Raw genomic sequence first — 23,348 nt, 5'->3', positions numbered from 1 at the left:
TCCTGATCAGGACGGGGGTTCTTCGTTGGTAGCGGGGACAGGATTTGAACCTGCGACCTCTGGGTTATGAGCCCAGCGAGCTACCGAGCTGCTCCACCCCGCGTTGCAAGAACGAAGTTACACGAGCCGCCGAACGGATGGCAAATCGCCTGCAGAGAGCCGGGTGTGCGCCCCGCGGCCACCACGGAACAGCCACCCGGGTGACACGGATCACCGAAATTCGGTAATCCATCTCACATAACGAGCATGTAACGGGGCGGATTCGAATTCGCAACGCGCCGTGGCGACCTGCAGAAATGCCGATCGCCGCGCCCATGAAGCAGGTCGACCGGACTGTTTCGTCGAAGTGACTCAGCGGCGGCGGCCGTCGTACGTTCGTTACCGGCTCGTGATGATCGAGTGCAGGACCGACCCGCCGCTGCCAGCTCTGCCCCCGCGGGACTCGGACGAAAACGAACCCTTCGAGGGGCAGGGACGCGACAAGCGAACACCGCGCGCCCGGGACGACGACCACGTCTCCCGCCGGCGCCGGTCGCGTCAGCGCAGGAGAGGAAACCCCCGCATGACCAACACCAGCTTCACCAAGCGCGCCCTCGGCTGGGCCGCCGTCACCGGCGCCCTCGTCGCCGTCCCGTTCGCCGCAGGCATCGGAACCGCGAACGCCGCCACCCACAACTGGGACGGTGTCGCGCAGTGCGAGAGCGGCGGCAACTGGGCCATCAACACCGGCAACGGCTACTCCGGCGGTCTGCAGTTCTCGCAGAGCACGTGGACGGCCAACGGCGGCACCGGCTCCCCGCACACCGCCTCCAAGGAGGAGCAGATCCGTGTCGCCGAGAACACCCTCGTATCGCAGGGTCCCGGCGCGTGGCCCACGTGCGGCCAGTACCTGACGCAGGCGGAGCCTGCCCCGGCACCGATCGCCGAGCCCGCCCCGGCTCCCGCCGCGGTCACGCCGGCACCGGCCCCGATGCCGGCCACCGCCGCCGCGTACATCGATCACGCCGTGACGATCGCCGGCGACACCGCCGCCCAGCACGGCTACGGTGACCGGTTCCAGCAGCTGCTGGCCGCCCACGGCAACAGCATCGCCGATGTGAAGGCCGCGCTCACCAAGTAGCGCGCCGACAGCACCGACAGCACCGACAGACAACGGGACCCTCCATGCTTGTGCATGGAGGGTCCCGTCATTCGTGTACTACCGATCAGCCGCCTGCCGACTGGTAAGCGCTCACCGCCTTCTGGAGTCGCTCGAGCGCCTCACCGTAGGCCTTGAAGTCGCCGCCCGACTGTGCGGACTGCAGATTCGCCAGTGCCGCATCCAGTTCCGCAACCGCAGCCGCCTTGTCCGGTGTCTGACCGGCCGCCGGCGGAGCCGGCGTGGGCGACGGAGTCTGTCCGCCCGTCGCCGGCGGGGACGCCGGCTCGCCGCTGGGTCGGGTGGCCGAGCTGCCGGTTCCCGAGCCGAACACCTGATCCAAGGCTTCCGCGAGCGTCGGCGCATAACCGACTCGAATGCCCGAGGTGTCGGTGAAACTCACCATCACCCTGGCGAGCTGCGGGAAGGCGTTCGCAGAGTTCCGCTGTGTGTAGAGCGGTTCGACGTACAGGATGCCGCCGTCCGCGATCGGCAGGGTCAACAGGTTTCCGAAGATCACCTTGTTCGACTGCCGCAGCAGCGCCAGCTCGCTGGCCACACGCGGATCCGACGTCATCGCGGACTGCGCCTGCTGCGGGCCCTGCGTCTGGGTGTTCGTCGGCAACTGCAACACCCGGAACTTGCCGTAGTTCTCCGGATCCGCCTGCACCGAGATGTACGCCGACAACAGCTCACGCTCGTAGCCGACCATCGGGCTCGTCAACACGAACTGCGGCTTCGCCGTCTCCGGGTTACCGGCCAGCACGTAGTACGGCGGCTGGTTCTTGTCCGTCTCGACCGTCGGGTCGCTGGGAACCGACCAGAACGCGTTGTTGCTGAAGAACTCGCCCGGATCGTCCACGTGGTACTTCGCGAGCATCTCGCGCTGCACCTTGAACAGATCTTCCGGGTAGCGGAAGTGCGCCTGCAGATCCGCGCTCACCTCGGACTTGGGCTTGACGGTGTCGGGGAAGACACCCATCCACGCCGAGAGCACCGGATCCTTCTCGTCCACCTGGTACAGCGTCACGGTGCCGTCGTAGGCATCGACGGTCGCCTTCACCGAGTTCCGGATGTACGAGACTTCCTTCTTCGGCAGCATCCGGCCGTTCGCCTGGTTGGTGCTGTCCTGCACCAGACCGTCGAGCGACGACCGCTGCGCGTACGGGTAGTTGTCGAGCGTGGTGTAGGCGTCGACGATCCACTGCATACGCCCGTTCACGACCGCCGGGTACACCGTGCCGTCCGTGGTCAGCCACGGTGCAACCTTGTTGACCCGATCCGCGGGGTCACGGTTGTAGATGATCTTGGAATCCGAACCGATGGCACCGGAGAACAGGATGTTCCGCTCGGTGTACTTGCCCGCGAAGGCCAAGCGGTTGAACCAGTTCCCGATTCCGACGCCACCCGAACCGGTGTAGGTGTACTTGCGCGTATCGGTGTCGTACTCGCGGGGAGCACTGCCCTCATCGCCGCCGACGATCGCGTAATCGGCGTCCGACGACGCGATCACCGGTCCGTAGTAGGTACGCGGGTTCTCGACCGCCAGCGCGGGATCCGCGGGCTTCGTCTCGAGATCGCTGACGCTGTAGATCGGGTAGCCACCCGTGTTGTTCTGGGTGTCACCACTGACCGCCGTCACCTGGTTCGCGTACGCCGCGACGAAGCCGTTCCCGTGCGTGTACACGGTGTGCTTGTTGATCCAGTCCGTCTGGTTGCCCTGCAGGCTCGACGGGGACAGCTCACGTGCCGCGACGACGAAGTCGCGGAGCGTCCCGTCCATCTCGTAGCGATCGATGTTGAGCGACTTCGGGAACGCGTAGAAGTTCTTGAGCTGCTGCTGCGCCGTGAAGGTCGGCGAGAGCACGTTCGGATCGAGCAGTCGCGTGTTCGCGATGGTCGTGACGTCCGCCGGAACATCCTTGGGCTGCTTGGTCGATGTGCCCGAATAGTCGACGTACTCGACCGTCTGATCGGTGATCCCGTACGCCTGCCGAGTCGCGGTGATGTTCCGCTCGATGTAGGTGCGTTCCTTGTCGGCCGCATTCGGCTTGACCGAGAACTGTTCGACAACCAGCGGATACACCGCGCCGACCAGGACCGAGGAGAGCACCAGCAGCGCAACCGCCATCGCGGGGATCCGCAGATCACGCAGGAAGATCGCCGCGAAGAACGCGATGGCGCAGATGACGGCGATCGCGAGCATGATCAGTTTCGCCGGCAGCACCGCGTTGATATCGGTGTATCCGGCGCCGGAGAACGTGGGCTCCTTGCGCGAACTCGACAGCAGCGCGTACCGGTCGAACCAGTACGAGATTGCCTTGAGGAGCACGAACGTTCCGGCGAGCACCGCGAGTTGCACGCGCGCCGACCGTGTCAGCGCGCCCTGGCGGCCGCTGAGTCGCAGCCCGCCGAAGATGTAGTGCGTGATCAGGCTCGCGAAGAACGCGATCACCACCGCGACGAACAGCCAGTTCAGGACGAACTGATAGAACGGCAGGTCGAACGAGTAGAACCCGATGTCCTTGCCGAACTGCGGGTCCGTGATCCCGAAGTCCTTGCCGTTGAGGAACAACTGCACCGTCGACCAACTGGCCTGGCCCGCGAGACCCGCGAACAGGCCGATCACGACGGGGATGCCGATGCCGAACAGCTTCTGCCGCGTCATCACCGAGGTGCGGTAGCGCGCCACCGGGTCGTTCGAGCCCGGCGAGGGCAGGAACATCGGACGCGACCGATAGGCCAGCAGCAGCGCGAGCCACACGATCGCGCCCACGACGAGGCCGACCACGAGGAACAGCGCGATCCGAGTCAGCAACACCTTGCTGAAGACGCTGCGGAAATCGACCTCACCGAACCACAACCAGTCGGTGTAGATATCGATGAATCGCGGTCCGACCAGCAACAGGGCTGCGGCGACCAGCGCCAGGATCAGCAGCACCCGTGTGCGTTTCGACAACGAAGGTAAACCGGCGGGGGGCCTCATGCCCACGTGCCACTCTCCCAACAATCCGGCGACGCCTTCGCGCCGCAGCCAATGCACCGTCCAGCGTCACCTGAGAGTGACCGTTTCGTCCCACTCTACGTAACTACCCGTCAGCACTGCGCCATGTGACCGAAACGCAGTGTCATCGGGCCATGATGCAAGGATAAGGATGTGATCGACAGTGATGGTGTATTCCCGGGGGACGGGTTCTCGCGGAGGCGAGGAAATGTGAGCATGTCCAATGAATCTTTGAGCCGGTGCGTGCACGAGGTGATCGACTTCGTCGACGCCGGAGGGTGGGGTCAGCCCCCCACCGTCTTCGCCATCGTCCCGACGGCCCTGGTCGCCGCGGCCGAGCCGTCGCTCCTCGATCAGCTCGACGACGGTGCCGAACTGACCCCGATCGAGCAGGAGGCGCTGCCCGACGACGTCGAGGGCGGCTCCCCCGCGCTCGACGAGTTCCTGGCAACGACCACGTGGCCGTCCGAGGTGGTCGGCTGCGCACTCGTACAGGAGATCGTCGTGCTGCCGCCGGATGCCGAATCCGAGTTCGACGACGCCGTCGCCCCGACGCTCACCGATCGGCACGCGGAGCGCGATGCCGCCCGCACCGCCGCTGAATCGCACCCGGATCGGCGGGAAGCCCGTCTCATCGCGGCCGTGCTGCGGGACGGTCCGTCGCTCGCGCTGTTGCAGCTGCGTCCGACGGAGGACGACGACCCGTTCGCCGGGATCGAGTTGCGCACGTACGACAACCTGGCACCCGGCATCGTCTCCGCGCTGTACTCGACCCTCGACGCCGAGGAAGACTGACCGCCCCGATCGTCAGCAGGCCGGCGCGGGCCTGCCCTCGTTGATCGCTTCGAGGGCCTCGATCGCGCCGTCCAACGTCTCCACCTTGACCAGGTCGAGCCCGTCGGGCTTCGTCGCGACGGCCTCGTCGCAGTTCTTGGCGGGCACCAGGAACGTGGTAGCGCCCGCTTCCTTGGCTGCGATCATCTTGTACGGAATACCGCCGATCGGCCCCACGTCACCGTCGGGGTCGATCGTGCCGGTGCCCGCGATGAACCTGCCACCGTTGAGTTCACCCGCACTCAGCTTGTCGACGAGGGCGAGGCTGAACATGAGGCCTGCCGACGGCCCGCCGATGTCGGCGAGATTGAACTCGATCGTGAACGGCACGTCGGGCACCGCGCGGGCGCCGACACCCAGGTAGCCCTGCTTCGCGTCGTCCCCTTCGGCCTGCGGGCGCGAACCCAGGGTCACCGGCGCGGTGGTCTGCACCCCGTCCCGTACGAAGGTGAGGTCGACGGTCGATCCGGCGCCGGCCGCGCCCACCGCGTCCTGCAGGCCCTCGACGCTGTCGACGGGGATGGCACCGACCCGCAGCAGACGATCGCCCTCCCGCAGCACTCCCGCAGCCGGACCGTTGTCGCCGACGGTGCCGATCTCGACGACCACCGGCAGATTCAGGTACTCGAGCGCGGCGAGCTCGGCGCTGTTCTCCGACTTGGCGAACTGCGCGGAGTTCTCCTCCTTGACCTCGTCCTTCGACTTCTGCGGCGGGTAGACGTCTTCGCGCGGCACCAGGCCCTGTCGGCCGCTGACCCACAGACCGAGCGCGTCGAAGAGCGTCAGCTTGTCGCGCACCGCGACGGTCGTCATGTTGAGGTTGCCGCCGGTGGGATCGACCGCGGTGCCGTCGATCTCGACGACCGGCTTGCGCACGACCTCGCCGTTCTCCTCGACGTCGGTCTCTCCGAGGGTATTGAACGTCGGGCCGGGACCGAGCGCGACGAACGGGACCTTCACCGTCGTTCCGAGGACTCCTAGCACCAACACCGGGGCCAACGTAGCCAGCAAAGTCACCATCCGTCGGTTCACCTGGCCAGGATAGAGCGCCCGCCGCCGCGCACGGCCCGGCCCCACTGTCTGTTCGCCGTGAGCGTGATCTCCGTACGGGCCATGCGGCGCGCCGCCTTGTACCGTTGAACTATGAGCGATCTGCCCTTTGGCTTCTCCAACCCCGACGACGACCCGGACCGCAAGAAGGATTCGACGGGCCGCGAGCAGGGCGGGGGTCAGGGCGGTTCGGCCGGTCAGCCCTTCGGGTTCGACCCGAGTGCCTTCGGCATGGGCGGAGCCGGCGGCGCCGGATTCGACCCGGCCGCGCTCGGCCAGATGCTCACCCAGTTCGGGCAGATGCTCAGTGGCATGGGCAACGCGATGGGCACGGGCGACCAGACGGGTCCGGTGAACTACGAGATCGCCAAGAACCTGGCGCGGCAGCAGATCGGCTCCGTCACCCCGATCGGTGAGGGCACCGCATCCGCGGTCACCGACGCCGCCCGCCTTGCGGAACTGTGGCTCGACGGCGCGACGACGCTCCCCGCCGGCGCCACCCGGACGCTCGCGTGGACCGCGAACGATTGGCTCGACGGCACCCTCGACACGTGGAAGAGGTTGTGCGACCCGGTCGCCGAGCAGGTTTCCGGTATGTGGGTGCAGGGTCTGCCCGAGGAAGCCCGCAACATGATCGGGCCGATGGCCGGCATGTTCACCCAGATGGGCGGACTCACCTTCGGCTCGCAGCTCGGTCAGGCGCTCGGCCAGCTGTCGAAGGAAGTTCTCACCTCCACCGACATCGGCCTGCCGCTCGCCCCCGCCGGCACCGCAGCGCTGCTGCCCGCCGCGATCGAGGCGTTCAGCGAAGGACTCGAGCAGCCGCACCGCGAGGTGCTCGTCTTCATCGCCGCCCGCGAGGCCGCGTACCAGCGTCTGTACAACCACGTTCCGTGGCTGCGTCAGCGACTTCTCGCGACCGTCGAGGACTACGCGCGCGGCATCAAGATGGACTTTTCCGCGATCGAGGAGGCCGCGCAGGGACTCGACCCGTCGGCGCTCACCGATCCGTCACAGCTCGAGAAGATCCTTCAGCAGGGCGCGTTCGAACCGCAGACCACCCCCGAGCAGAAGCAGGCCCTCGAGCGTCTCGAGACGATGCTGGCGCTCGTCGAAGGCTGGGTGGAGACGGTCGTCGCCGAGGCGCTGGGCGAACGCCTGCCCGGTGTCGCTGCGCTCACCGAGACCCTGCGCCGTCGCCGCGCCACCGGCGGACCGGCCGAACAGACCTTCGCGACGCTCGTCGGTCTCGAGCTGCGCCCGCGCAAGGTCCGCGAGGCCGCGCAGCTGTGGCGCCGACTCACCACCGACACCGGAATGGACGCCCGTGACGGCGTGTGGGCGCACCCCGACCTGCTGCCCGACTCGTCCGATCTGGACAATCCGGCAGGTTTCGTCGACCGGGTCCTCGGTGGCGGCGATGCGAGCACCTTCCACGACCCGATCGCGCAACTCGAGCAGACCGAGGCACGTGAGCGCGAGGAGAAGAACCGCGAGCAGGGCGGCTCCGGAGAGTCCGACGTCTAACTGAACACGCTGCCTAACTGAACACGCTGCCTAACTGAACACGCTGCCTAACTGAACACGCTGCCTAACTGAACACGCTGTCGTCGGTGGCGGCGCAGTCGTCCGCGTCGCCGTCGAGCAGACCCGGCTGCCGTGTCACCACCGCGTATGCCTCGAGGTAGCCCATCGCCCGCTCGGTGCGGGGATACTGCCGGACCTCGCTCCAGAACCGTCCGTTGTGGCCGCCCGCGACGTACAGGTGCACGAGTTCGTGCACCAGGACGTAGTCGAGCACGTAGGTCGGCACCGTCCGCAGCAGTTCACTGACGCGGATGGTGCCGTCCACGGGCGTGCACGACGCCCAGCGCGTCCGCATCGACGGCACCCAGCGCACCGACACCGGCCTGGCCGCGTCGCCGAGCCACCGGGCGGACAGCCGGGCGGCGCGTTCGGCCAGTTCGACGTCGCTGCGTTCGGCGCGATTCGCGGCCCGGCGATCCGCTCGCTCGAGTTTCTCGATCATCTCGGCGACCAGGTCGGCCTCCGCCTTCTTCGACAGACCGGTCGGCATCAACACCACGACCTTGTCGCCCTCGCGGCGCGCGCTCACCGTGCGCCGGCGCCGGGCGCTGCGGCGAATCTCCACCTCGGGACCCGCACCGCTGTTCGACGTCTCCGACCCAGTCACGGGCCATCACGCTAGCTGCCCGGTGCGACACTGCCGCGCACGGATTTCGAACCACTTCGTCGCAGCACCCAGAAGGCCAGCTCATCGAGCATTTCCGCCTGTGGACAACCCCGAATTCCCGGCAGGGCGCCGGCGTGCGGAATGGGATCGTCGGCGCATGACCCCGGTTGCCGCGCCGCGACTTCGACGCCCCGTCCTCGACCCAAGGCTGCCCATCGTGATCCGACCCAGCGGTCGCATCCAGATCGGGTGGGATCCCGAGACGTCGATGCTCCTGACCCCGCCCGCCAGGGTGGATCCGCATGCGCTCGTCTCCGTTCTGGGTCTCCTCGACGGCCGGACGTCCCGGCCCGGCGTCGTGTGGCGGGCGGTCGAACACGGCATCGCACCGGCGGACATCTCGACGATCCTGAGCGAACTGGAGGAGGCCGGGGTGCTCCGGCCCGCCCCGACTCCCCCGGACGACGTCCCGACCATCCGGGTCCATGGGCGGGGGCCTCTCGCCGACGCGATCTCCAGCGCGTTGGTCGCGGGGCCGGCCCGGGTCACCCGATCCACCCACTTCACCGCCGACACCGACGTGACGACCTGGAACAGCCTGTGCGTCGTCCTCACCGACGACCTCGTCGCCGATCCCCGCCTGGTGGACGCGTTGGTCGCGGCGCGTATTCCGCACCTGCCGGTCCGTCTGCGGGACGGGCGCGGCGTGGTGGGCCCGCTGGTCCTACCGGGCAGCACCAGCTGTCTGCGGTGTGCGGATCTCACGCGGTCCGCCGCCGACGAGGAGTGGCCGCACGTGGCCGCGCAACTGCTCGGCCGGGTGGGCCATGCCAGCCCCGCGACGGTGCTGGCCACCGCCGCCGTCGCGCTGGGACAGCTGGAAATGGTGCTGGCACGGGCCGCGCTCCCCGCACCGGCCAGCCTGGACGCGACGCTGGAGATCGACCTCGGCGCCCACCGATTCGTCGTCCGGGAATGGCCTCGCAACCCGCGGTGTGGATGCTCACGTTCCGCAATCTTCTTGGACGGAACCCCGGATCTTCCGCCATGATGGTCTGGTGTCCGACATCCCACGCAGAAGCACTGCCCGCACCGCCAAGCTCGCGAGCATTCCGCTGGGCATCGCGGGCCGGGCGGCGATGGGCTTCGGGCGGAAGCTGGCCGGGGGCGATCGGGACGAGATCGACGCCCAGCTGGCAGCCAAGGCTGCGGAGCAGCTGTTCACCGTGCTCGGCGAGCTCAAGGGCGGCGCGATGAAGCTCGGGCAGGCCCTCAGCGTGATGGAGGCCGCGGTCCCCGAGGAGTTCGCCGAGCCGTACCGCGAGGCACTCACGAAACTGCAGGCCGAGGCTCCCCCGCTGCCCGCGAAGCAGGTCCATCGGGTCCTCGATCAGCAACTCGGCACCAAGTGGCGCACCCGGTTCACCGAGTTCGACGACACCCCGACGGCGTCGGCCAGTATCGGTCAGGTGCATCGGGCGGTGTGGGCGGACGGCCGCGAGGTGGCCGTCAAGGTCCAGTACCCGGGCGCCGACGAGGCGCTGCGGGCCGACCTCAAGACCCTCTCCCGGTTCGCCGGACTCTTCACCTCGGTGATGCCGGGCACCGACGTCAAGCCGGTGCTCGACGAGCTCAGCGCCCGCACCGAGGAAGAACTCGACTACCGCATCGAGGCCGACAACCAGCGGGCCTTCGCGAAGGTGTTCAGCGGGGATACCCGGTTCGTGGTGCCGCGTGTCGTCGCGAGCGCCCCCAAGGTCGTCGTCACCGAATGGATGTCGGCCACCCCACTGTCGGCGATCATCTCGAGCGGCACGACGGAACAGCGCAACACTGCCGGTGCGCTGCTGGCCGAGTTCCACTTCGTCTCACCCGCCCGCGTCGGATTGCTGCACTGCGATCCGCACCCGGGCAACTTCATGCTGCACGACGACGGTCGCCTCGGGATCATCGACTTCGGCGCCACCGCCCCGATGCCGAACGGGCTGCCCCCCGTACTCGGCCGCATGGTCCGGCTCAGCCTCGAGGAACGGTTCGACGAGCTGACGGAACTGTTGCGCACCAACGGTTTCGTGTTGCCCGGCCGGACCGTCACCGATCAGGAGATCGCCGACTACCTGCGCCCGTTCACGGACCCCATCCGCACCGAGTCGTTCCACTTCACACGCGCGTGGTTGCAGAAGGCCGCCGGGACGGCGACCGACCTGTCGGGCGCGCACTTCCGGACCGCCCGCGCCCTCAACCTGCCGCCCGAGTACCTCATGATCTTCCGGGTGCTCCTCGGATCGGTCGGTATCTGCGCCCAACTCGACGCCTGTGCGCCGTACATGGCGATCCTCACGCGATGGCTGCCGGGATTCTCCGACGACGCCGTCGGCCTCGAGAGTCTCGACGGGGCGTAGTCCACCACCAGTTCGGTACACGACATGTGGCCGAATGCCACACGGGTTCAGTCCAACTGAACGCGCGTGACATTCGGCCACTGTCAGGTCAGGCGCACACGAGCGCCTTGCGTTGATCGGGATTCTTCCGAGGCCTGCCTCGTGGCCGCTTGCGCGCGATCACGACTCCTTGGTCGAAGATCTCACCGCCCCATACGCCCCACGGTTCGGCGCGGTCGAGGGCGGCACTCAGGCACCGGTTGCGCACCGGGCACTGTCCGCACAGCGTCTTGGCCTGCTCGAGGTCGGCTGGTGTCTCGGCGAACCACAGGTCGGGGTTTCCCGCCCGACAGGGCAGCTCCGGGCGTGCCGAGCCGACGACTGCCAATCCGCTGGAGACGGTGCTGGTTTCGTTCTGTACTCGGCATGTCACGGTAGACACGTCGTTCTCCTCTGTTCTGTTTCGCGGCTGGCGCCGGCTTTCGGTGGTCACACGAACCGAAGTCGAAGGCCTGGAGCAAAGGGCTCGAAACACGAAGGCCACGGTTCGCAGTTGCGATCCGTGGCCTCGAGAGGATGGGCGGGAGTGCCTACCGAAGAGAAGTTCGGTGCCTACTCCGGGCCACGGATGCGGGGGCTGCTGCTGCTTCTGCTGCGCGCAGACGAATTGCGTGCGGTGCGGTCGCTGCGTTCCTCGCAGCGACCGGGGCGGCCGCAGGGAGGTAAGCGCCAGCGATTGCGGGCACCGATGCACGTGCCGCTGCTGCTGCCATTGCAGTTGCGTTCCAGCCGTTCATCGTTTTGCCACCTCCCTCTCATCTCGGTCCGACAGTTACCGCACACGAGTCTTACCCCGTGGCGTGCAGTCCAGGGTATGCAACCCCAACGGACCGCACAAGTTATTTTTGACCTGCGGTTTTACCGCCGGTCGCTCGTCAGGTCAGATCCAGCGTCTCTGCCGAGCGCTCGCCCCGCACCACCGCGAGGACGTCGGCTCCGTACTGCTCCAGTTTCTTGGCGCCGATCCCGGAGATCGCCGTGAGCGCGCCCTCGTCCTGGGGTTGCTGCTCGGCGATCGCCTGGAGCGTGTTGTCGGTGAACACCACGTAGGCGGGCACCTTCATCTCGCGCGACGTCTCCCGTCGCCACTCCTTGAGTGCCTCGAACAGCTCGACATCGATGTCCGACGGGCAGCCCTCACAGCGGCCGAGCGTGTGGGCCGTCGCATCGATGAGCGGCTTCCCGCAGACCCGGCAACGCGGGCGCTGCCGGCCGGACCGGGCGGGCTGGGCGATCCGCGACGCCGGTGAGTCGTCCGGAATCACGTTGGTGAGGAACCGGGACCGACGCCGGGACTTGCGTCCGCCCTCGTTGCGCGCGAGCGCCCACGACAACGCCAGGTGCACGCGCGGGCGCGTCACGCCGACGTACAGCAGGCGGCGTTCCTCCTCGATGCCGTCCTGGTCGTCGGGCGACTTGGAGTCCCCGAGCACGTGCGTGATCGGCAGCGTGCCCTCGGTGAGACCGACGAGGAACACGGCGTCCCACTCGAGCCCCTTCGCGGCATGCAGTGATGCGAGAGTGACGCCCTGCACGACCGGTGGGTGCCGGGCCTCCGAGCGTGCCGCCAACTCGGTGAGCAGACCCGCGAGCGTGAGCTGTGAGTCGTGCGAGAGCAACTCCTCGGTGAGCGCCACCAGTGCGGTGAGCGATCCCCACCGCTCCCGAGCCTGGGCACCGGTGGGCTCGGCGTCGGTGAGCCCCAACGGAACCAGCACCGCCCGGACCAACGTGACCAGCGACTCGCCGGTGTCGGCGCCGTCGGGCAGATCGTCACGACCGGCCACCTGCCGGAGTGCATTGATCGCCTGCCGAACCTCCTGCCGCGTGAAGAAGCCCTCCCCGCCACGCACCTGGTACGGGATGCCGGCCTCGGTGAGCGCCTGCTCGTGGACCTCGGACTGCGCGTTGATGCGGTACAGCACCGCGATCTCGGCCGGTTCGACGCCCTGCTCGATGAGCTTCTTGATCTTCCGGGCGACGGCCGCGGCCTCCGCTGGCTCGTCGTCGTACTCGGCGAACGTCGGCTCGGGTCCGGACGGCCGTTGCCCGATCAACTGCAGGCGGGTGCCCGCGATACGACCGCGCGCCTCCCCGATGACCCGGTTGGCGAGCGAGACGACCTCCGGGGTGGAGCGGTAGTCGCGCTCGAGCCGGACGACGGTGGCGTCCGGGAATCGGCGCGAGAAGTCCAGCAGATAGCGCGGCGTGGCGCCGGTGAACGAATAGATCGTCTGGTTGGCGTCGCCGACGACCGTGAGATCGTCCCGGTCGCCCAGCCACGCATCCAGCACGCGCTGCTGCAGCGGCGTCACGTCCTGGTACTCGTCGACGACGAAGCAGCGGTACCTGTCACGGAACTCCTCGGCGACGGCCGAGTGCTCCTCGAGCGCGGCCGCGGTGTGCAGCAGCAGGTCGTCGAAGTCGAGGAGCATGCCGCCGTAGTTGCGGGCCTTGAGTTCCTCGTATCCCGCGTAGACGGCAGCGACCTTCGCGGCGTCGGCCGGAATGTCACGGCGAGCCCGGGCCGCCACGGCCGGATAGTCCTCCGGCGCGACGAGCGAACCCTTGGCCCACTCGATTTCGCTGGCGAGGTCGCGGACACTGTCGGTGCTGGTGGACATCCCCACCCGGCTCGCCGCCTGCCCGACGATCGCGAACTTGCGGTCCAGCAGTTGCCACTCGGTGTCGCCGATCACCTGCGGCCAGAAGTACCGCAGCTGCCGCAGCGCCGCGGCGTGGAACGTGCGGGCCTGCACCTGCGCGCCGCCCCCGCCGATGCCGAGGCCGCGGAGCCGACCGCGCATCTCCCCGGCCGCACGGGCCGTGAACGTGACCGCCAGCACCTGACCCGCGGAGACGTGTCCACCGGCGACGAGGTGCGCGATCCGCCGCGTGATGGTGCGTGTCTTACCGGTACCGGCGCCCGCAAGGACACACACCGGGCCGCGCGGTGCCAGCACGGCTGCAGACTGCTGCGGATCCAAACCCTCGTCGGGCCGGGTTTCCGAGGTGGCATCCGCTGACATGCTGTCCATACTCTCAGGACGCACCGACACGGGCCGATCACACCCGCCCCGGTGTGACGTAGGCCCGTGCGGGAACAGGACCGACCGATCGTGGTGTTATATGCGCCGTGACTACCGAAGCCCCCGCCCTGACCATGTATTCGACCACGTGGTGCGGCTACTGCCGACGCCTCAAGAAGCAGCTCGACGAGAACGGCATCTCGTACGCCGAGGTCGACATCGAGCTGGACCCCGCGTCCGCCGATTTCGTCGGCAGCGTCAACGGCGGCAACCACGTCGTGCCCACCGTCAAGTACGCGGACGGCAGCACCGCCACCAATCCGAGCCTGGCGCAGGTCAAGAAGGCCCTGGGACTCTAGCTCCTCAGTCGGCCTTCGCCCAGGACTCGACCATCACTCTCGCGATCGAGATGGAACCGGGCAGCAGCAGATCGGCATCCGATCGCGACGTCCAGTCGCCGGCATCGAGCGCCGCCCGGATCTGGTCGCGGGTGAACCAATGGGCCTCGGCGATCTCGCCGTCCGCGAACTCGAACGCGGTGGCGGGATCGCCTACCGCCGAGAAGCCGATCATCACCGAACGAGGGAACGGCCACGGCTGACTGCCGAGGTAGCGGACGTCGCGGACGTCGACACCCACTTCTTCCTTGATCTCCCGCACGACACACGTCTCGAGCGACTCCCCCGCCTCGACGAATCCCGCGAGTACCGAGAACATCCGCGGCGGCCACGCCGGCTGCCGCGCCAGCAGCACCCGGTCGCCGCCGTCGTGCACCAGGCAGATCACCGCGGGATCGGTGCGCGGGAACTCCTCGTGCCCGGTGCTGGAACTGATCCGGGACCACCCCGACATCGTCGGCTCCGTCGCAGCCCCGTCGATCGCACTGAATTTCGCGTGGTCGTGCCAATTGAGCAGCGCCACAGCTGTTGTCAACAGTCCGGCACTCGACTCGTCGAGCCGGTGTCCGACCATCCGCAGATCGCCCAGCTCACCGGTCAACGCGGGCACCCGCACCGCCCACACGTGGCGCGCATCGCGCAGCCCCAGGAAGACTGCACCGGTCGCGGGTTCGTCGTCCAGCGTCGATGCCGGTTCGAGGACGAGGTCGCCGTCGGAGATCCGCACCTGCCCACGCGAATTGACGCGCAACAGCAACGCGTCCGCCCACCCCGTGCGCAACGCCTCGGTGTCCGAGCGCAATTCCTCCGCCCGATCGAGGGCGGCGCGGGCAAGCAGCGGTGTCTCGGTCAGTTCGAAATGCGGCACGGGAACGACCCTACTGCGACCGCACGGCCGCGACGATCTCGATCAGTTGGTGACGCGCCGGATGTAGAGCAGAAGGTCGTCGGCCTCGACGGCGTCGACCTCGGGCGAGCCGACCCGCAGCAGTCGGCCGTCGCGCACCACGCCGAGAACGATGTCCGACAGGTGCCGCGGCGAGCCGCCGACCTCCTCCGGCTCCACCTCGCGCTCGGCGATGGCGAACCCCGCCTCCGGGGTCAGCAGATCCTCGACCATCTCGACGACGCTCGGCGTCGTGCGGGCGATACCGAGCAGTCGTCCAGCTGTCTCCGAGGAGACGACCACCGAGTCGGCGCCCGACTGCCGAAGTAGGTGCGCGTTGTCGGTCTCGCGAATCGCCGCGACGATCTTCGCCTTGGGTGCGAGTTCGCGGGCCGTGAGCGTCACCAGGACGGCGGTGTCGTCGCGGTTCGCGGCGACGATGATCGACGCCGCGTTCTGCACCCCCGCCAGTCGCAGGACATCCGACTTGGTGGCCGAGCCGTGCACGGTCACCAGACCCATGGCGGCTGCGGTGTCGAGGACCACCTGATCGGTGTCGACGACGACGATGTCGGAGGGCACGATGCCGTCACCGAGCATCGCGTCGATGGCGGTGCGCCCCTTGGTGCCGAATCCGACGACGACGGTGTGGTTACGCACGCGGTGCCTCCAACGCTGGATCTTGAATGCCTGGCGGGAACTCTCGGTCAGTGCCGAGAGCGTCGTACCGACCAGGACGATGAGGAAGAAGACTCGAAGCGGCGTGATGACCAGGACGTTGATCAGGCGCGCTTCCGGGGTGATCGGGGTGATGTCGCCGTAGCCGGTGGTCGACAGGGACACCGTCGCGTAATAGATGCAGTCCAGCAGCGACAGCTGGTTCTCCTGCGCGTCCCGGTAGCCGTCCCGGTCGATGTAGACGACCAGCACCGCGAGCGCCAGTGCGCCGAGGGCGTACGAGACGCGGCGCGCGATCGCTCGGGCGGGGCTGGTCTGCATCTCCGGAACCCTGAGCACGCCGACCAGAGTGAAATCCGGCCGATCCGTCAGCTCGTCCGAGGCCCCGAACCGCGCTCTCAACCTACCGGGCATCCACTGGTCCCCATCTCCTCTGCTCCGACTGGTCGTTCACGCAGTCGGCTCGCAGCCTAACCGTGGATCCGGCATTCACGGAACGGCACCGGGAAACGGGCGCGAACTGTGGCGGAGTCGACGAGTGTCGGGCAGTGTGGGCGCATGTCGTCACATCCGAATCGATTGAGTCAGGCCCCCGCCCTCCGCCTCGCAGCAGTGCTTTTCGGCGCGGGTGCACTCCACTTCGTTCGGCCGCAGCCGTTCGACGCGATCGTGCCGCGCGCGTTGCCCGGCAGCGCGCGGGCCTACACCTATGCGTCCGGTGTGGCCGAGATCGCTACGGCGACCGCGCTCGCGGTACCGCGTACCCGGCGCCTCGGCGGCGGACTGGCGGCCGCGCTGTTCATCGCGGTGTTCCCCGCCAACGTGCAGATGGCGGTGAGCTGGCTCCGGTCGAACCGCACGTCCACGCCGGCCAAGGCGGTCGCGGTGGCGCGGCTCCCCCTGCAGATCCCCCTCGTCACCGAGGCACTGAAGGCCCGCCGCAACGCCGAGTGACCTGCCCGCTCAGGCGTCCGGCGCATCCTCGGCGCCGGCCGTCGTGATCAGACGAGCCAACCGGTCGGCGTCGGGCAGGTTCTCCGGCGCGATGGTCCGCCCTGAGCGCACGTAATGGAACGCGGCCCGCACCCTGTCGAGCGGCGGTTCCACCGGGCGCCCGGCCAGTTGCGACTGACGCGCCGCCATCAGTTCGGCCCACGCGATCCGGTAGGCGGCGAGCTGCATCACCACGGCGCGTTCGTTCGCGGCCGACGGCTCGGCACCGGTCTTCCAGTCGATGACCGTCCAGCCGCCGTCCGGATCCGCGAACACCGCATCGATGCGCCCGCGCAGCACGGTCCCGGCGACGGACGTCTCGAACGGCACCTCCACCTCGACGGGGCTACGGTCGGCCCACGACGAGCGCAGGAACGCGTCCTGCAGCAGTGCGAGTTCGGTTTCGGTACCGACACCGGTGTCTGCAGCGCCGGGCAGCTCGTCGAAATCGAGCAGCCGCGTGGCCCCGAACCGCTGCTCCACCCACGCGTGGAACGCGGTTCCGCGGCGTGCCAGTGGATTCGGTGGGAACGGCAGCGGTCGACGCAGCCGCGCCGCGAGCGCATCGGGGTCGGCGGCCAGGTCGACGAGCTGACTCACCGACAACTGCGCCGGCAGTTCCACATCGGCGGCACCGTGCCCGCGTGCACGCCGCTCGGCCAGCAGCGCGTCCACGTCCGCCGCCCAGTTGTCCGGGTCGTCGTCCGGCTCCTCGGACGGCTCGGACTCCTGTGCAGTCTTGTCCAGCCCGGCCAGCGCGGCGCGCACCGACTCGGCACCACGCTCGACGTCGGCTCGGCGACGACCCAGCGGATCGCGCGGCCACAGCGCCGACCGCGGCGTGGCCGTGAGCGGATTCTCGGCACCGTCGTCGGGTGCGGGAGCCCACACGTCGATCACGCCGAGGCGCTGCCCTTCCCACGCGGACACCAGTTCCTCGAGTTCCAGCAGGAACGGTGACGGGCCCTTGGGATCCGACCCGGACTCGGCCCAGTGGTGGCCCGACACGAACAGTGCCCGCTCGGTGCGGGTGAGCGCGACGTAGAACAAGCGCCGGTCCTCGTCGAGCCGACGGGCGGACAGCGCGTCCTTGTGGGACTTGATCGCGTCCTCGAGGTCCTTGCGGTTGTAGAGGTCCTCGAGGTCGAGAACCGGGACACCGTCGGCGGATTCGCCGGGGAACGCCCGGTCGCCGCGCAGCGCGGGCGGCAGTTCGGACACCGACCCCAGCCACGTCGACGACGCCTGGCTCGACGGGAAGACGCCTGCGGCGAGGTGCGGCACGGCCACGACCTCCCACTCGAGTCCCTTCGCCGAGTGCACGGTCAGCACCTGCACACGGTCGGGGGCCACTTCGACCTCGCCGGGGGCGAGGCCGTTCTCGACGTGCTCGGCGGCGGCGAGGAACGACAGCAGCCCGGTCAGCGTCGCCGATGTCCGGTTCGCGTAGCCGGACACGACATCCGCGAACGCGTCGAGGTGCTCACGGCCGGCTCCGCCGACCTCCGACTGACGGGTCCGTGCCTGCGCCTCGATGCCGATCCCGATCACGCGCTCCACCTCGGCCACCAGCTCGGTGAGCGGCTGACCGAGCCGTTCGCGCAGTGACGCCAACTCGGCTGCCACCGCGCAGATGCGCACGTACCCGGCCTCCGAATAGCGATGTGCCGGTCCGGGATCCGCGAGTGCGTCGGCCAGGCCGGCCTGCTCGGCCTGCTCCCCCGGCATCGCGTCGCCGAGAGCGTCGTCGAGCGCCGCCGCGTCGGTGACCGCGCCCGCTGTGCCGTACCCCGAGCGGATGCCGAGTTCGCCGGCCCGCTTCCACAGGGCCCGGATGTCGGCCGCACCGATCTGCCAGCGAGCACCGGTCAGGACGCGCACCGCGGCGCTCCCCGCCATCGGGTCGGCCACCAGCCGCAGCATCGCGACGACGTCGGCCACCTCGGGGGCGTGCAGCAGGCCGCCGAGACCGACCACCTCCACCGCCAGGCCCCGGGCACGCAGTTCCTCCGCGATCGGGGCGGCGTCGGCGTTGCGTCGCACCAGCACGGCCGCAGTGGGCACCTTCCTGCTGCTGGTTCGAGCCGCCTCGTACTGCTCCGCGATCCGGTCGGCCACCCACGACCGTTCCGTCTCCACTGTGTCGAGCAGGGCGAGACGGACGTCGCCGGACACCGCCGCGGGCCGTGCCCGTAGCTTGCTGACCTCGACGCCTCTGTCCCGCAACGGCTCCGACACCATGTTGGCGAGCTCGAGCGCCTCGGGCGGATTACGCCAGCTCGTGAGCAGCTCGAGCTTGGGTGCCGGAGTTCCGTCAGCGAGCGGGAAGTCGGTGGCGAACCGCGGCAGGTTGGCCGCGGACGCGCCGCGCCAGCCGTAGATGGACTGCATGGGATCGCCCACTGCGGTGAGAGCCAGACCGGCGTCCTCGCCGCCACCGAACAGCGAAGACAGAAGCACCCGCTGCGCGTGCCCGGTGTCCTGGTACTCGTCGAGCAGCACCACGCGGAACCGGGCGCGCTCGCTGCGGCCCACCTCCGGATGCTCGGACGCGACCCGCGCCGCCAGCGACATCTGGCTGCCGAAATCAAGGGCGCCCTCGCGGCGCAGGGTGTCGGCCAGCCGTTGCACGAGCGGCAACAGGTCGAGTCGCTGGTGCTGCACCTCGAGTAGATCGAGCAGCGTCTTCGACGGTCCGCCACGTTGCTTCGGTCCGGCCGGGAGCGTGTGGATCAGCTTGTCGAGTTCGGTGTGCGCCTCGCGCAGGTCGGCGGGTTCGACGAGGTGCTCGGCGAGCTGACCCGACAGCGCCAGCACCGACTCGGTGATCGAGGCCGGGTTGCGGTCGGTGTCGAGGTCGCCGTCCCACGCACTGACGACGCGGTACGCCAGCTGCCACAGCTCGGTCTCCGACAGCAGTGTCGCGGACGGTTCGATCGGCAGCAGCAGTCCGTGCTCGGACAGCAGCCGTCCGGCGTACGCGTGGTAGGTGCCGACCTCCGGTTCGCTGCCGAGGATCCGGGACCGCAGCCCGCCACTGGGGTCGAGATCCCGTACCAGCGAGGACCCGGCGAGCGTGGCGAGACGCTTGCGGATCCGGGCGGTGAGCTGCTGCGCGGCCTTGCGCGTGAACGTCAGGCCCAGAACCTGTTCGGGGTCCACCAGTCCGTTCGCGACGAGCCACACGACGCGTGCCGCCATCGTCTCGGTCTTGCCCGCTCCGGCGCCGGCGACGACGAGAGTGGGCCCGAGTGGGGCCTCGATGACCGCGGCTTGCTCGGCGGTGGGCGCATACTCCTGTCCCAGCGCCGCGGCCAGTTCGGCCGGGCTCACGCGGCGCCCGCTCTGCGAACTACTCATTCGGAGGTCACCTGCCGTCCCTCGTCGTGTGCCGGGCAGCTCGAGAGCACCGGGCAGTGTCTGCATCCGTCGTTGATCCGCGCCAGATAGCTCGGCCCCCGAGTGGCCGCGGCCGCATCGTGGATCACGTTCTCCCACAGCGCGAGACCCTCGTCGTCGAGTGGCCGCTGCACCCGCTGGGTGGCGCCTTCCTTCTTGTGCGGCTTGGCCACGAACACCAACCGGGCACCGCCGGGCTGCGATGCGGGTTCCCCGTCGATCAGGCCGCGGGACGCCGCGACCTGGTAAGCGGCCAACTGGGCGTGCTGTTCCGCCTGGTCCTTCGTGACGGCCGCCTTCGCGGTCTTGACGTCGATGATCACCGGTCGGCCGTCCGGGTCCCGTTCGAGCCGGTCGATGCGACCGCGGACCCGAACCTGGGGGTCACCTTCGACGCGTGGTTCGAGTACGCCGTCGACCGCCACCTCGACACCGACCTCGGTGAGCTCGGATCTGGTGCCGCGCAGCCAGTCGGCGAAGTTGTCGAGCATGCCCCGGGTTCGCTCGAGTTCACGCCGCGAGAACCATTCCGATCCCAGATCGACCGAATCCCAAGCAGTTTCGAGAGCGCGATCGACCTGATCCGGGGGGATGTGCCCCGCGAGTGCCTGCACGAGCGTGTGCACGAGCGTCCCGGCGATCGCGTGCGTGTTGTCACCGTTGCTGCCACCGTGCCGTTCGAGCATCCACCGCAGCGGGCAGTTGGCGATCAGCTCGATCGTCGACGGCGAGAGCGGCACCGGACCGTCTTCCGGATCCCACAGTCCCACATCGGAACTCGGCTCGGCCGTGCCGTACCACTGGTCGGGGTGGGCGCCCCGGACGCCGGCGTCCGCGAGCCGCGCCAACTGGTGCGCTGCCCGCTGCTGCCGCTCGGGATCGTCGGTGGCGACATCGGGATCGCACACCACACTGCGCAGCTCCGCGACGAGCGCGGGCAGCGCGAGCACACGTGGGCTGTCGTCGGCGACGGGCGCGACCTCGTCCAGGTCCACGTCGTCGTCGCCGCGGAGCAGATCGTCCACGAATCGTGACCGCACCAGTTCGGTGTCGCCACCCGACGAATCGACGGCAGTCACGAGCAGCGAATCACGGGCCCTGCTGCACGCCACCAGGAACAGACGCCGCTCCTCCGCGAGCAGCGGCGCGGTCCGGGACAACGTCTTGTCGATCTCGCCCACACCGCTGGTGACCTCGATCAGCTCCTCGGTGCCGAGCAGCGTGCCCCGCGCACCGAGACTGGGCCACAGTCCCTCCTGGACGCCGACCACCACGACCACCCGCCACTGTCGGCCGGCCGCCGAGTGGGCACTGAGCACCGTGACCGTCTCCTGCGACGCCACCGCACGCATCCTGGCCGCGCCCGGGATCTCCTGCTCCACGAGGTAGTCGACGAACCCCGACAACTGCGCTCGGGGTAACCGGTCCACATAGTTGGCGGCAGCATCGAACAGGGCGACCACCGCGTCGAGGTCACGGTCGGCCTGCGCGCCGATCGGACCGCCGAACGCCGAGGCCGCCGCCCAGCGACGCTCGAGACCCGTCGCCTGCCAGGCCGCCCACAGCACCTCCTCGATTCCTCGCCCGCGCTGCAGCGGCACACGCGCCCGGTGGAGCACCTTGAGAACTCTTCGTAGCGATAGTGATTCGACGTCGGTCAGCCCCGGAAGCAGGTGCGCCACACCGTCGGCATCGGATCCGTCGACAATGATGGTTCGCAAAAGTTCGGCCGAATCGCGGTCACCACCCGACGCCAGTTCCACCCGTCGTAGACCACGCCGCAACCGCCGCAGACTCACCGGTTCGGCGCCACCGATCGGACCCGCGAGCAGAGCGATCGCATCCTCGCCGGTGAACTCGCCGCCGACCAGGGCGCGCATGGCGGAGAGCAGGCCGGCGACACCGTGCTGCTTCGCGAGCGGTAGTTCGCTCGCGGCGGTGGTGACGGGCACACCTGCCGCGAGCAGCGCACGACGCAGCGGCGGCAGCACCCGCGGCACCGACCGCGCCACGATCGCCATGTCCGACCACGGGACACCGTCGATCAGATGCGCACGCCGCAGGGTGTCCGCGATGAGAGCCGCCTCCTTGGCCGGAGTCGACAACACCCGCACCACCGCGCGACCGAGTGAGTCGTCGTCGGTGACGGGTACCGCCGCCCCGCGATGCGGTGGATTGCCGGGCAGTCGGCCCGCAATCTGCGCCGCCACCCGCGCGACCGCCGGAGCGGCCCGAAAGTTGGTGTCGAGGATCACCTGCGCCGCTTCGCCGCGGTCGGCGAGGCCGGTGAGGAACGTCGGGTCGGCGCCGCGGAACGCGAAGATCGACTGGTCCGGGTCCCCGGCGATCGTGGTGCTCGCAGTCCCGGTGCCGATCAGACGGACCAACTGCGCGGCCTGCGGATCGAGGTGCTGCGCGTCGTCGACGAGAAGATGCCGGACCCGAAGGCGCTCGCGGTGCAGCAGATCCCGATCGGTGGCGAACGCGGTGAGCGCCGCACTGATCAGTTCGGCGGCGTCGAGCGCGGTTGCCGTCGCCTCCGGCGCCTCCATGCCGACCGCGCCGCGCAGCAGCATGCCCTGCTCGTAGTGGGCGGCGAACATGCCTGCCGCGACCCACTCGGCCTTGTCGTGGGCGTGCCCGAGGTCGATCAGGTCCTCGGGACCCAGCCCGCGCTCGTTGGCCCGCAGCATCAGATTGCGCAGTTCCACCGCGAATCCGGTCATCCCCAGCGCCGGTCGCAACCGCTCAGGCCACGTCGCTCCGCCGTCCGCGATGTCGCCGCGCAGCAGTTCGCGCAGCACGGCGTCCTGTTCGGAACCGGTGATGAGCCGCGGCGGCGGGTTGCCGTGCGCGGCGGCCTGCAACCGGAGCACCGCAAACGCGTACGAGTGGACCGTCCGGACCAGCGGTTCGCGCGTCGCGCGCGGACGCACCGCGGAAGTGCCCTCCTCCGGGTCGCGTTCGGCTTCGAGAAGTCGCTCCGTGATCTGCTCACGGATCGCGGTGGCCGCGCGCCGCGACTGGGCGAGCACGAGCACCGACTCGGGATCCTCGCCGGCAATGATCCGGGCGACCGCGGCATCGACGACGAGCGCGGTCTTTCCGGTTCCCGGCCCGCCCAGGATCTGCCACGGATGCCAGCCCCTGCCGGGTGGGGCGCCGGTGAGCACCCGTGCCTGATCGGCGGCCCAGGTCCGCAGCGACGGCGACACGCCCCGACGTCCGACGAGCCGCGCAGACGGCGCCGACGATCGAGTTCGGGTGCCGGTTTCCGTCATACAGGGAATCTCACCAGACGGGT

At 69.1% G+C, this 23,348-nt stretch carries 16 protein-coding genes and 1 tRNA gene; 7 read left to right on the top strand and 10 right to left on the bottom strand.

Annotated features, from left to right (window positions below):
* Positions 1–26 precede the first annotated feature (26 nt).
* Positions 27–103: transfer RNA gene (locus tag C8K36_RS03705), tRNA-Met, on the bottom strand.
* 459 nt (positions 104–562) lie between these two features.
* Here C8K36_RS03705 and C8K36_RS03700 point away from each other — a divergent pair.
* Entirely contained in the window at positions 563–1,120 is a 558-nt protein-coding gene (locus C8K36_RS03700; RefSeq protein ID WP_107983049.1) for a transglycosylase family protein, read from the top strand.
* An 85-nt stretch (positions 1,121–1,205) separates the two neighbouring features.
* Here the strand turns inward: C8K36_RS03700 and C8K36_RS03695 are convergent, their stop codons facing one another.
* On the bottom strand, positions 1,206–4,124 hold the full coding sequence (locus C8K36_RS03695; RefSeq protein WP_258195259.1) for a UPF0182 family protein: 2,919 nt from the start codon (positions 4,122–4,124) through the stop codon (positions 1,206–1,208).
* A gap of 234 nt (positions 4,125–4,358) precedes the next feature.
* Here C8K36_RS03695 and C8K36_RS03690 point away from each other — a divergent pair, with 234 nt between their 5' ends.
* Positions 4,359–4,937, top strand: coding sequence for a PPA1309 family protein (locus C8K36_RS03690; RefSeq protein WP_181319347.1), 579 nt, complete (start codon positions 4,359–4,361; stop codon positions 4,935–4,937).
* Positions 4,938–4,949: 12 nt separating this feature from the next.
* Here the strand turns inward: C8K36_RS03690 and C8K36_RS03685 are convergent, their stop codons facing one another.
* A complete protein-coding gene (locus C8K36_RS03685) occupies positions 4,950–6,008 on the bottom strand; it encodes a YlbL family protein (protein ID WP_181319345.1) in 1,059 nt (352 codons plus the stop codon).
* 111 nt (positions 6,009–6,119) lie between these two features.
* Between C8K36_RS03685 and C8K36_RS03680 the strand changes: the two genes are divergently transcribed.
* A complete protein-coding gene (locus tag C8K36_RS03680; RefSeq protein ID WP_107983046.1) occupies positions 6,120–7,553 on the top strand; it encodes a zinc-dependent metalloprotease in 1,434 nt (477 codons plus the stop codon).
* Between the two features lie 64 nt (positions 7,554–7,617).
* On the opposite strand, the gene C8K36_RS03675 is transcribed toward C8K36_RS03680, so the two are convergent.
* The gene (locus tag C8K36_RS03675) at positions 7,618–8,220 is read right to left on the bottom strand and encodes a M48 family metallopeptidase (RefSeq protein ID WP_258195010.1); all 603 of its coding nucleotides are present in this window, start codon (positions 8,218–8,220) and stop codon (positions 7,618–7,620) included.
* 157 nt (positions 8,221–8,377) lie between these two features.
* Between C8K36_RS03675 and C8K36_RS03670 the strand changes: the two genes are divergently transcribed.
* Both C8K36_RS03670 and C8K36_RS03665 read left to right on the top strand, forming a co-directional pair.
* On the top strand, positions 8,378–9,271 hold the full coding sequence (locus tag C8K36_RS03670; RefSeq protein ID WP_107983741.1) for a hypothetical protein: 894 nt from the start codon (positions 8,378–8,380) through the stop codon (positions 9,269–9,271).
* Between the two features lie 7 nt (positions 9,272–9,278).
* Positions 9,279–10,622: an ABC1 kinase family protein gene (locus C8K36_RS03665; protein ID WP_107983044.1), complete on the top strand. Its 1,344-nt coding sequence runs from the start codon at positions 9,279–9,281 to the stop codon at positions 10,620–10,622.
* A gap of 88 nt (positions 10,623–10,710) precedes the next feature.
* Here the strand turns inward: C8K36_RS03665 and C8K36_RS03660 are convergent, their stop codons facing one another.
* Entirely contained in the window at positions 10,711–11,043 is a 333-nt protein-coding gene (locus C8K36_RS03660) for a WhiB family transcriptional regulator (protein WP_107983740.1), read from the bottom strand.
* A gap of 493 nt (positions 11,044–11,536) precedes the next feature.
* Positions 11,537–13,699: an ATP-dependent DNA helicase UvrD2 gene (locus C8K36_RS03655; protein WP_420910837.1), complete on the bottom strand. Its 2,163-nt coding sequence runs from the start codon at positions 13,697–13,699 to the stop codon at positions 11,537–11,539.
* 125 nt (positions 13,700–13,824) lie between these two features.
* Here C8K36_RS03655 and C8K36_RS03650 point away from each other — a divergent pair, with 125 nt between their 5' ends.
* Positions 13,825–14,049, top strand: a complete 225-nt coding sequence (locus C8K36_RS03650; protein WP_107983043.1) for a mycoredoxin — start codon at positions 13,825–13,827, stop codon at positions 14,047–14,049.
* 4 nt (positions 14,050–14,053) lie between these two features.
* Here C8K36_RS03650 and nudC read toward each other — a convergent pair whose 3' ends face one another.
* Both nudC and C8K36_RS03640 read right to left on the bottom strand, forming a co-directional pair.
* Positions 14,054–14,956: an NAD(+) diphosphatase gene (gene nudC / locus C8K36_RS03645; protein ID WP_107983042.1), complete on the bottom strand. Its 903-nt coding sequence runs from the start codon at positions 14,954–14,956 to the stop codon at positions 14,054–14,056.
* Positions 14,957–14,998: 42 nt separating this feature from the next.
* Positions 14,999–16,066 (bottom strand): potassium channel family protein, encoded by a 1,068-nt coding sequence (locus C8K36_RS03640; RefSeq protein ID WP_107983041.1) that lies wholly within the window; start codon positions 16,064–16,066, stop codon positions 14,999–15,001.
* A gap of 144 nt (positions 16,067–16,210) precedes the next feature.
* On the opposite strand from C8K36_RS03640, the gene C8K36_RS03635 reads away from it, so the two are divergent.
* Complete coding sequence (locus tag C8K36_RS03635; RefSeq protein WP_107983040.1) at positions 16,211–16,606, top strand: DoxX family protein; 396 nt, start codon at positions 16,211–16,213, stop codon at positions 16,604–16,606.
* Between the two features lie 9 nt (positions 16,607–16,615).
* Here the strand turns inward: C8K36_RS03635 and C8K36_RS03630 are convergent, their stop codons facing one another.
* Positions 16,616–20,005, bottom strand: a complete 3,390-nt coding sequence (locus C8K36_RS03630; RefSeq protein WP_107983039.1) for an ATP-dependent helicase — start codon at positions 20,003–20,005, stop codon at positions 16,616–16,618.
* Entirely contained in the window at positions 20,002–23,325 is a 3,324-nt protein-coding gene (locus C8K36_RS03625; RefSeq protein ID WP_107983038.1) for an ATP-dependent DNA helicase, read from the bottom strand. Before C8K36_RS03625 ends, C8K36_RS03630 begins: the two co-directional genes overlap by 4 nt.
* Between the last annotated feature and the right edge of the window lie 23 nt (positions 23,326–23,348).

The organism is Rhodococcus sp. OK519, assembly GCF_003051005.1.
Lineage (GTDB): Bacteria > Actinomycetota > Actinomycetes > Mycobacteriales > Mycobacteriaceae > Prescottella.
The sequence above is the reverse complement of the archived record's forward strand: the minus strand, read 5'-3'. Positions and strand labels throughout refer to the sequence as shown.

What these genes read in the sequence shown, in the direction of transcription:
- C8K36_RS03700 (WP_107983049.1), top strand. Translation starts at nt 563, where the DNA reads ATGACCAACACCAGCTTCACCAAGCGCGCCCTCGGCTGGGCCGCCGTC.
- C8K36_RS03695 (WP_258195259.1), bottom strand. Translation starts at nt 4,124, where the DNA reads ATGAGGCCCCCCGCCGGTTTACCTTCGTTGTCGAAACGCACACGGGTG.
- C8K36_RS03690 (WP_181319347.1), top strand. Translation starts at nt 4,359, where the DNA reads ATGTCCAATGAATCTTTGAGCCGGTGCGTGCACGAGGTGATCGACTTC.
- C8K36_RS03680 (WP_107983046.1), top strand. Translation starts at nt 6,120, where the DNA reads ATGAGCGATCTGCCCTTTGGCTTCTCCAACCCCGACGACGACCCGGAC.
- C8K36_RS03670 (WP_107983741.1), top strand. Translation starts at nt 8,378, where the DNA reads ATGACCCCGGTTGCCGCGCCGCGACTTCGACGCCCCGTCCTCGACCCA.
- C8K36_RS03655 (WP_420910837.1), bottom strand. Translation starts at nt 13,699, where the DNA reads ATGGACAGCATGTCAGCGGATGCCACCTCGGAAACCCGGCCCGACGAG.
- C8K36_RS03650 (WP_107983043.1), top strand. Translation starts at nt 13,825, where the DNA reads ATGTATTCGACCACGTGGTGCGGCTACTGCCGACGCCTCAAGAAGCAG.
- C8K36_RS03640 (WP_107983041.1), bottom strand. Translation starts at nt 16,066, where the DNA reads ATGCCCGGTAGGTTGAGAGCGCGGTTCGGGGCCTCGGACGAGCTGACG.
- C8K36_RS03635 (WP_107983040.1), top strand. Translation starts at nt 16,211, where the DNA reads ATGTCGTCACATCCGAATCGATTGAGTCAGGCCCCCGCCCTCCGCCTC.
- C8K36_RS03630 (WP_107983039.1), bottom strand. Translation starts at nt 20,005, where the DNA reads ATGAGTAGTTCGCAGAGCGGGCGCCGCGTGAGCCCGGCCGAACTGGCC.
- C8K36_RS03625 (WP_107983038.1), bottom strand. Translation starts at nt 23,325, where the DNA reads ATGACGGAAACCGGCACCCGAACTCGATCGTCGGCGCCGTCTGCGCGG.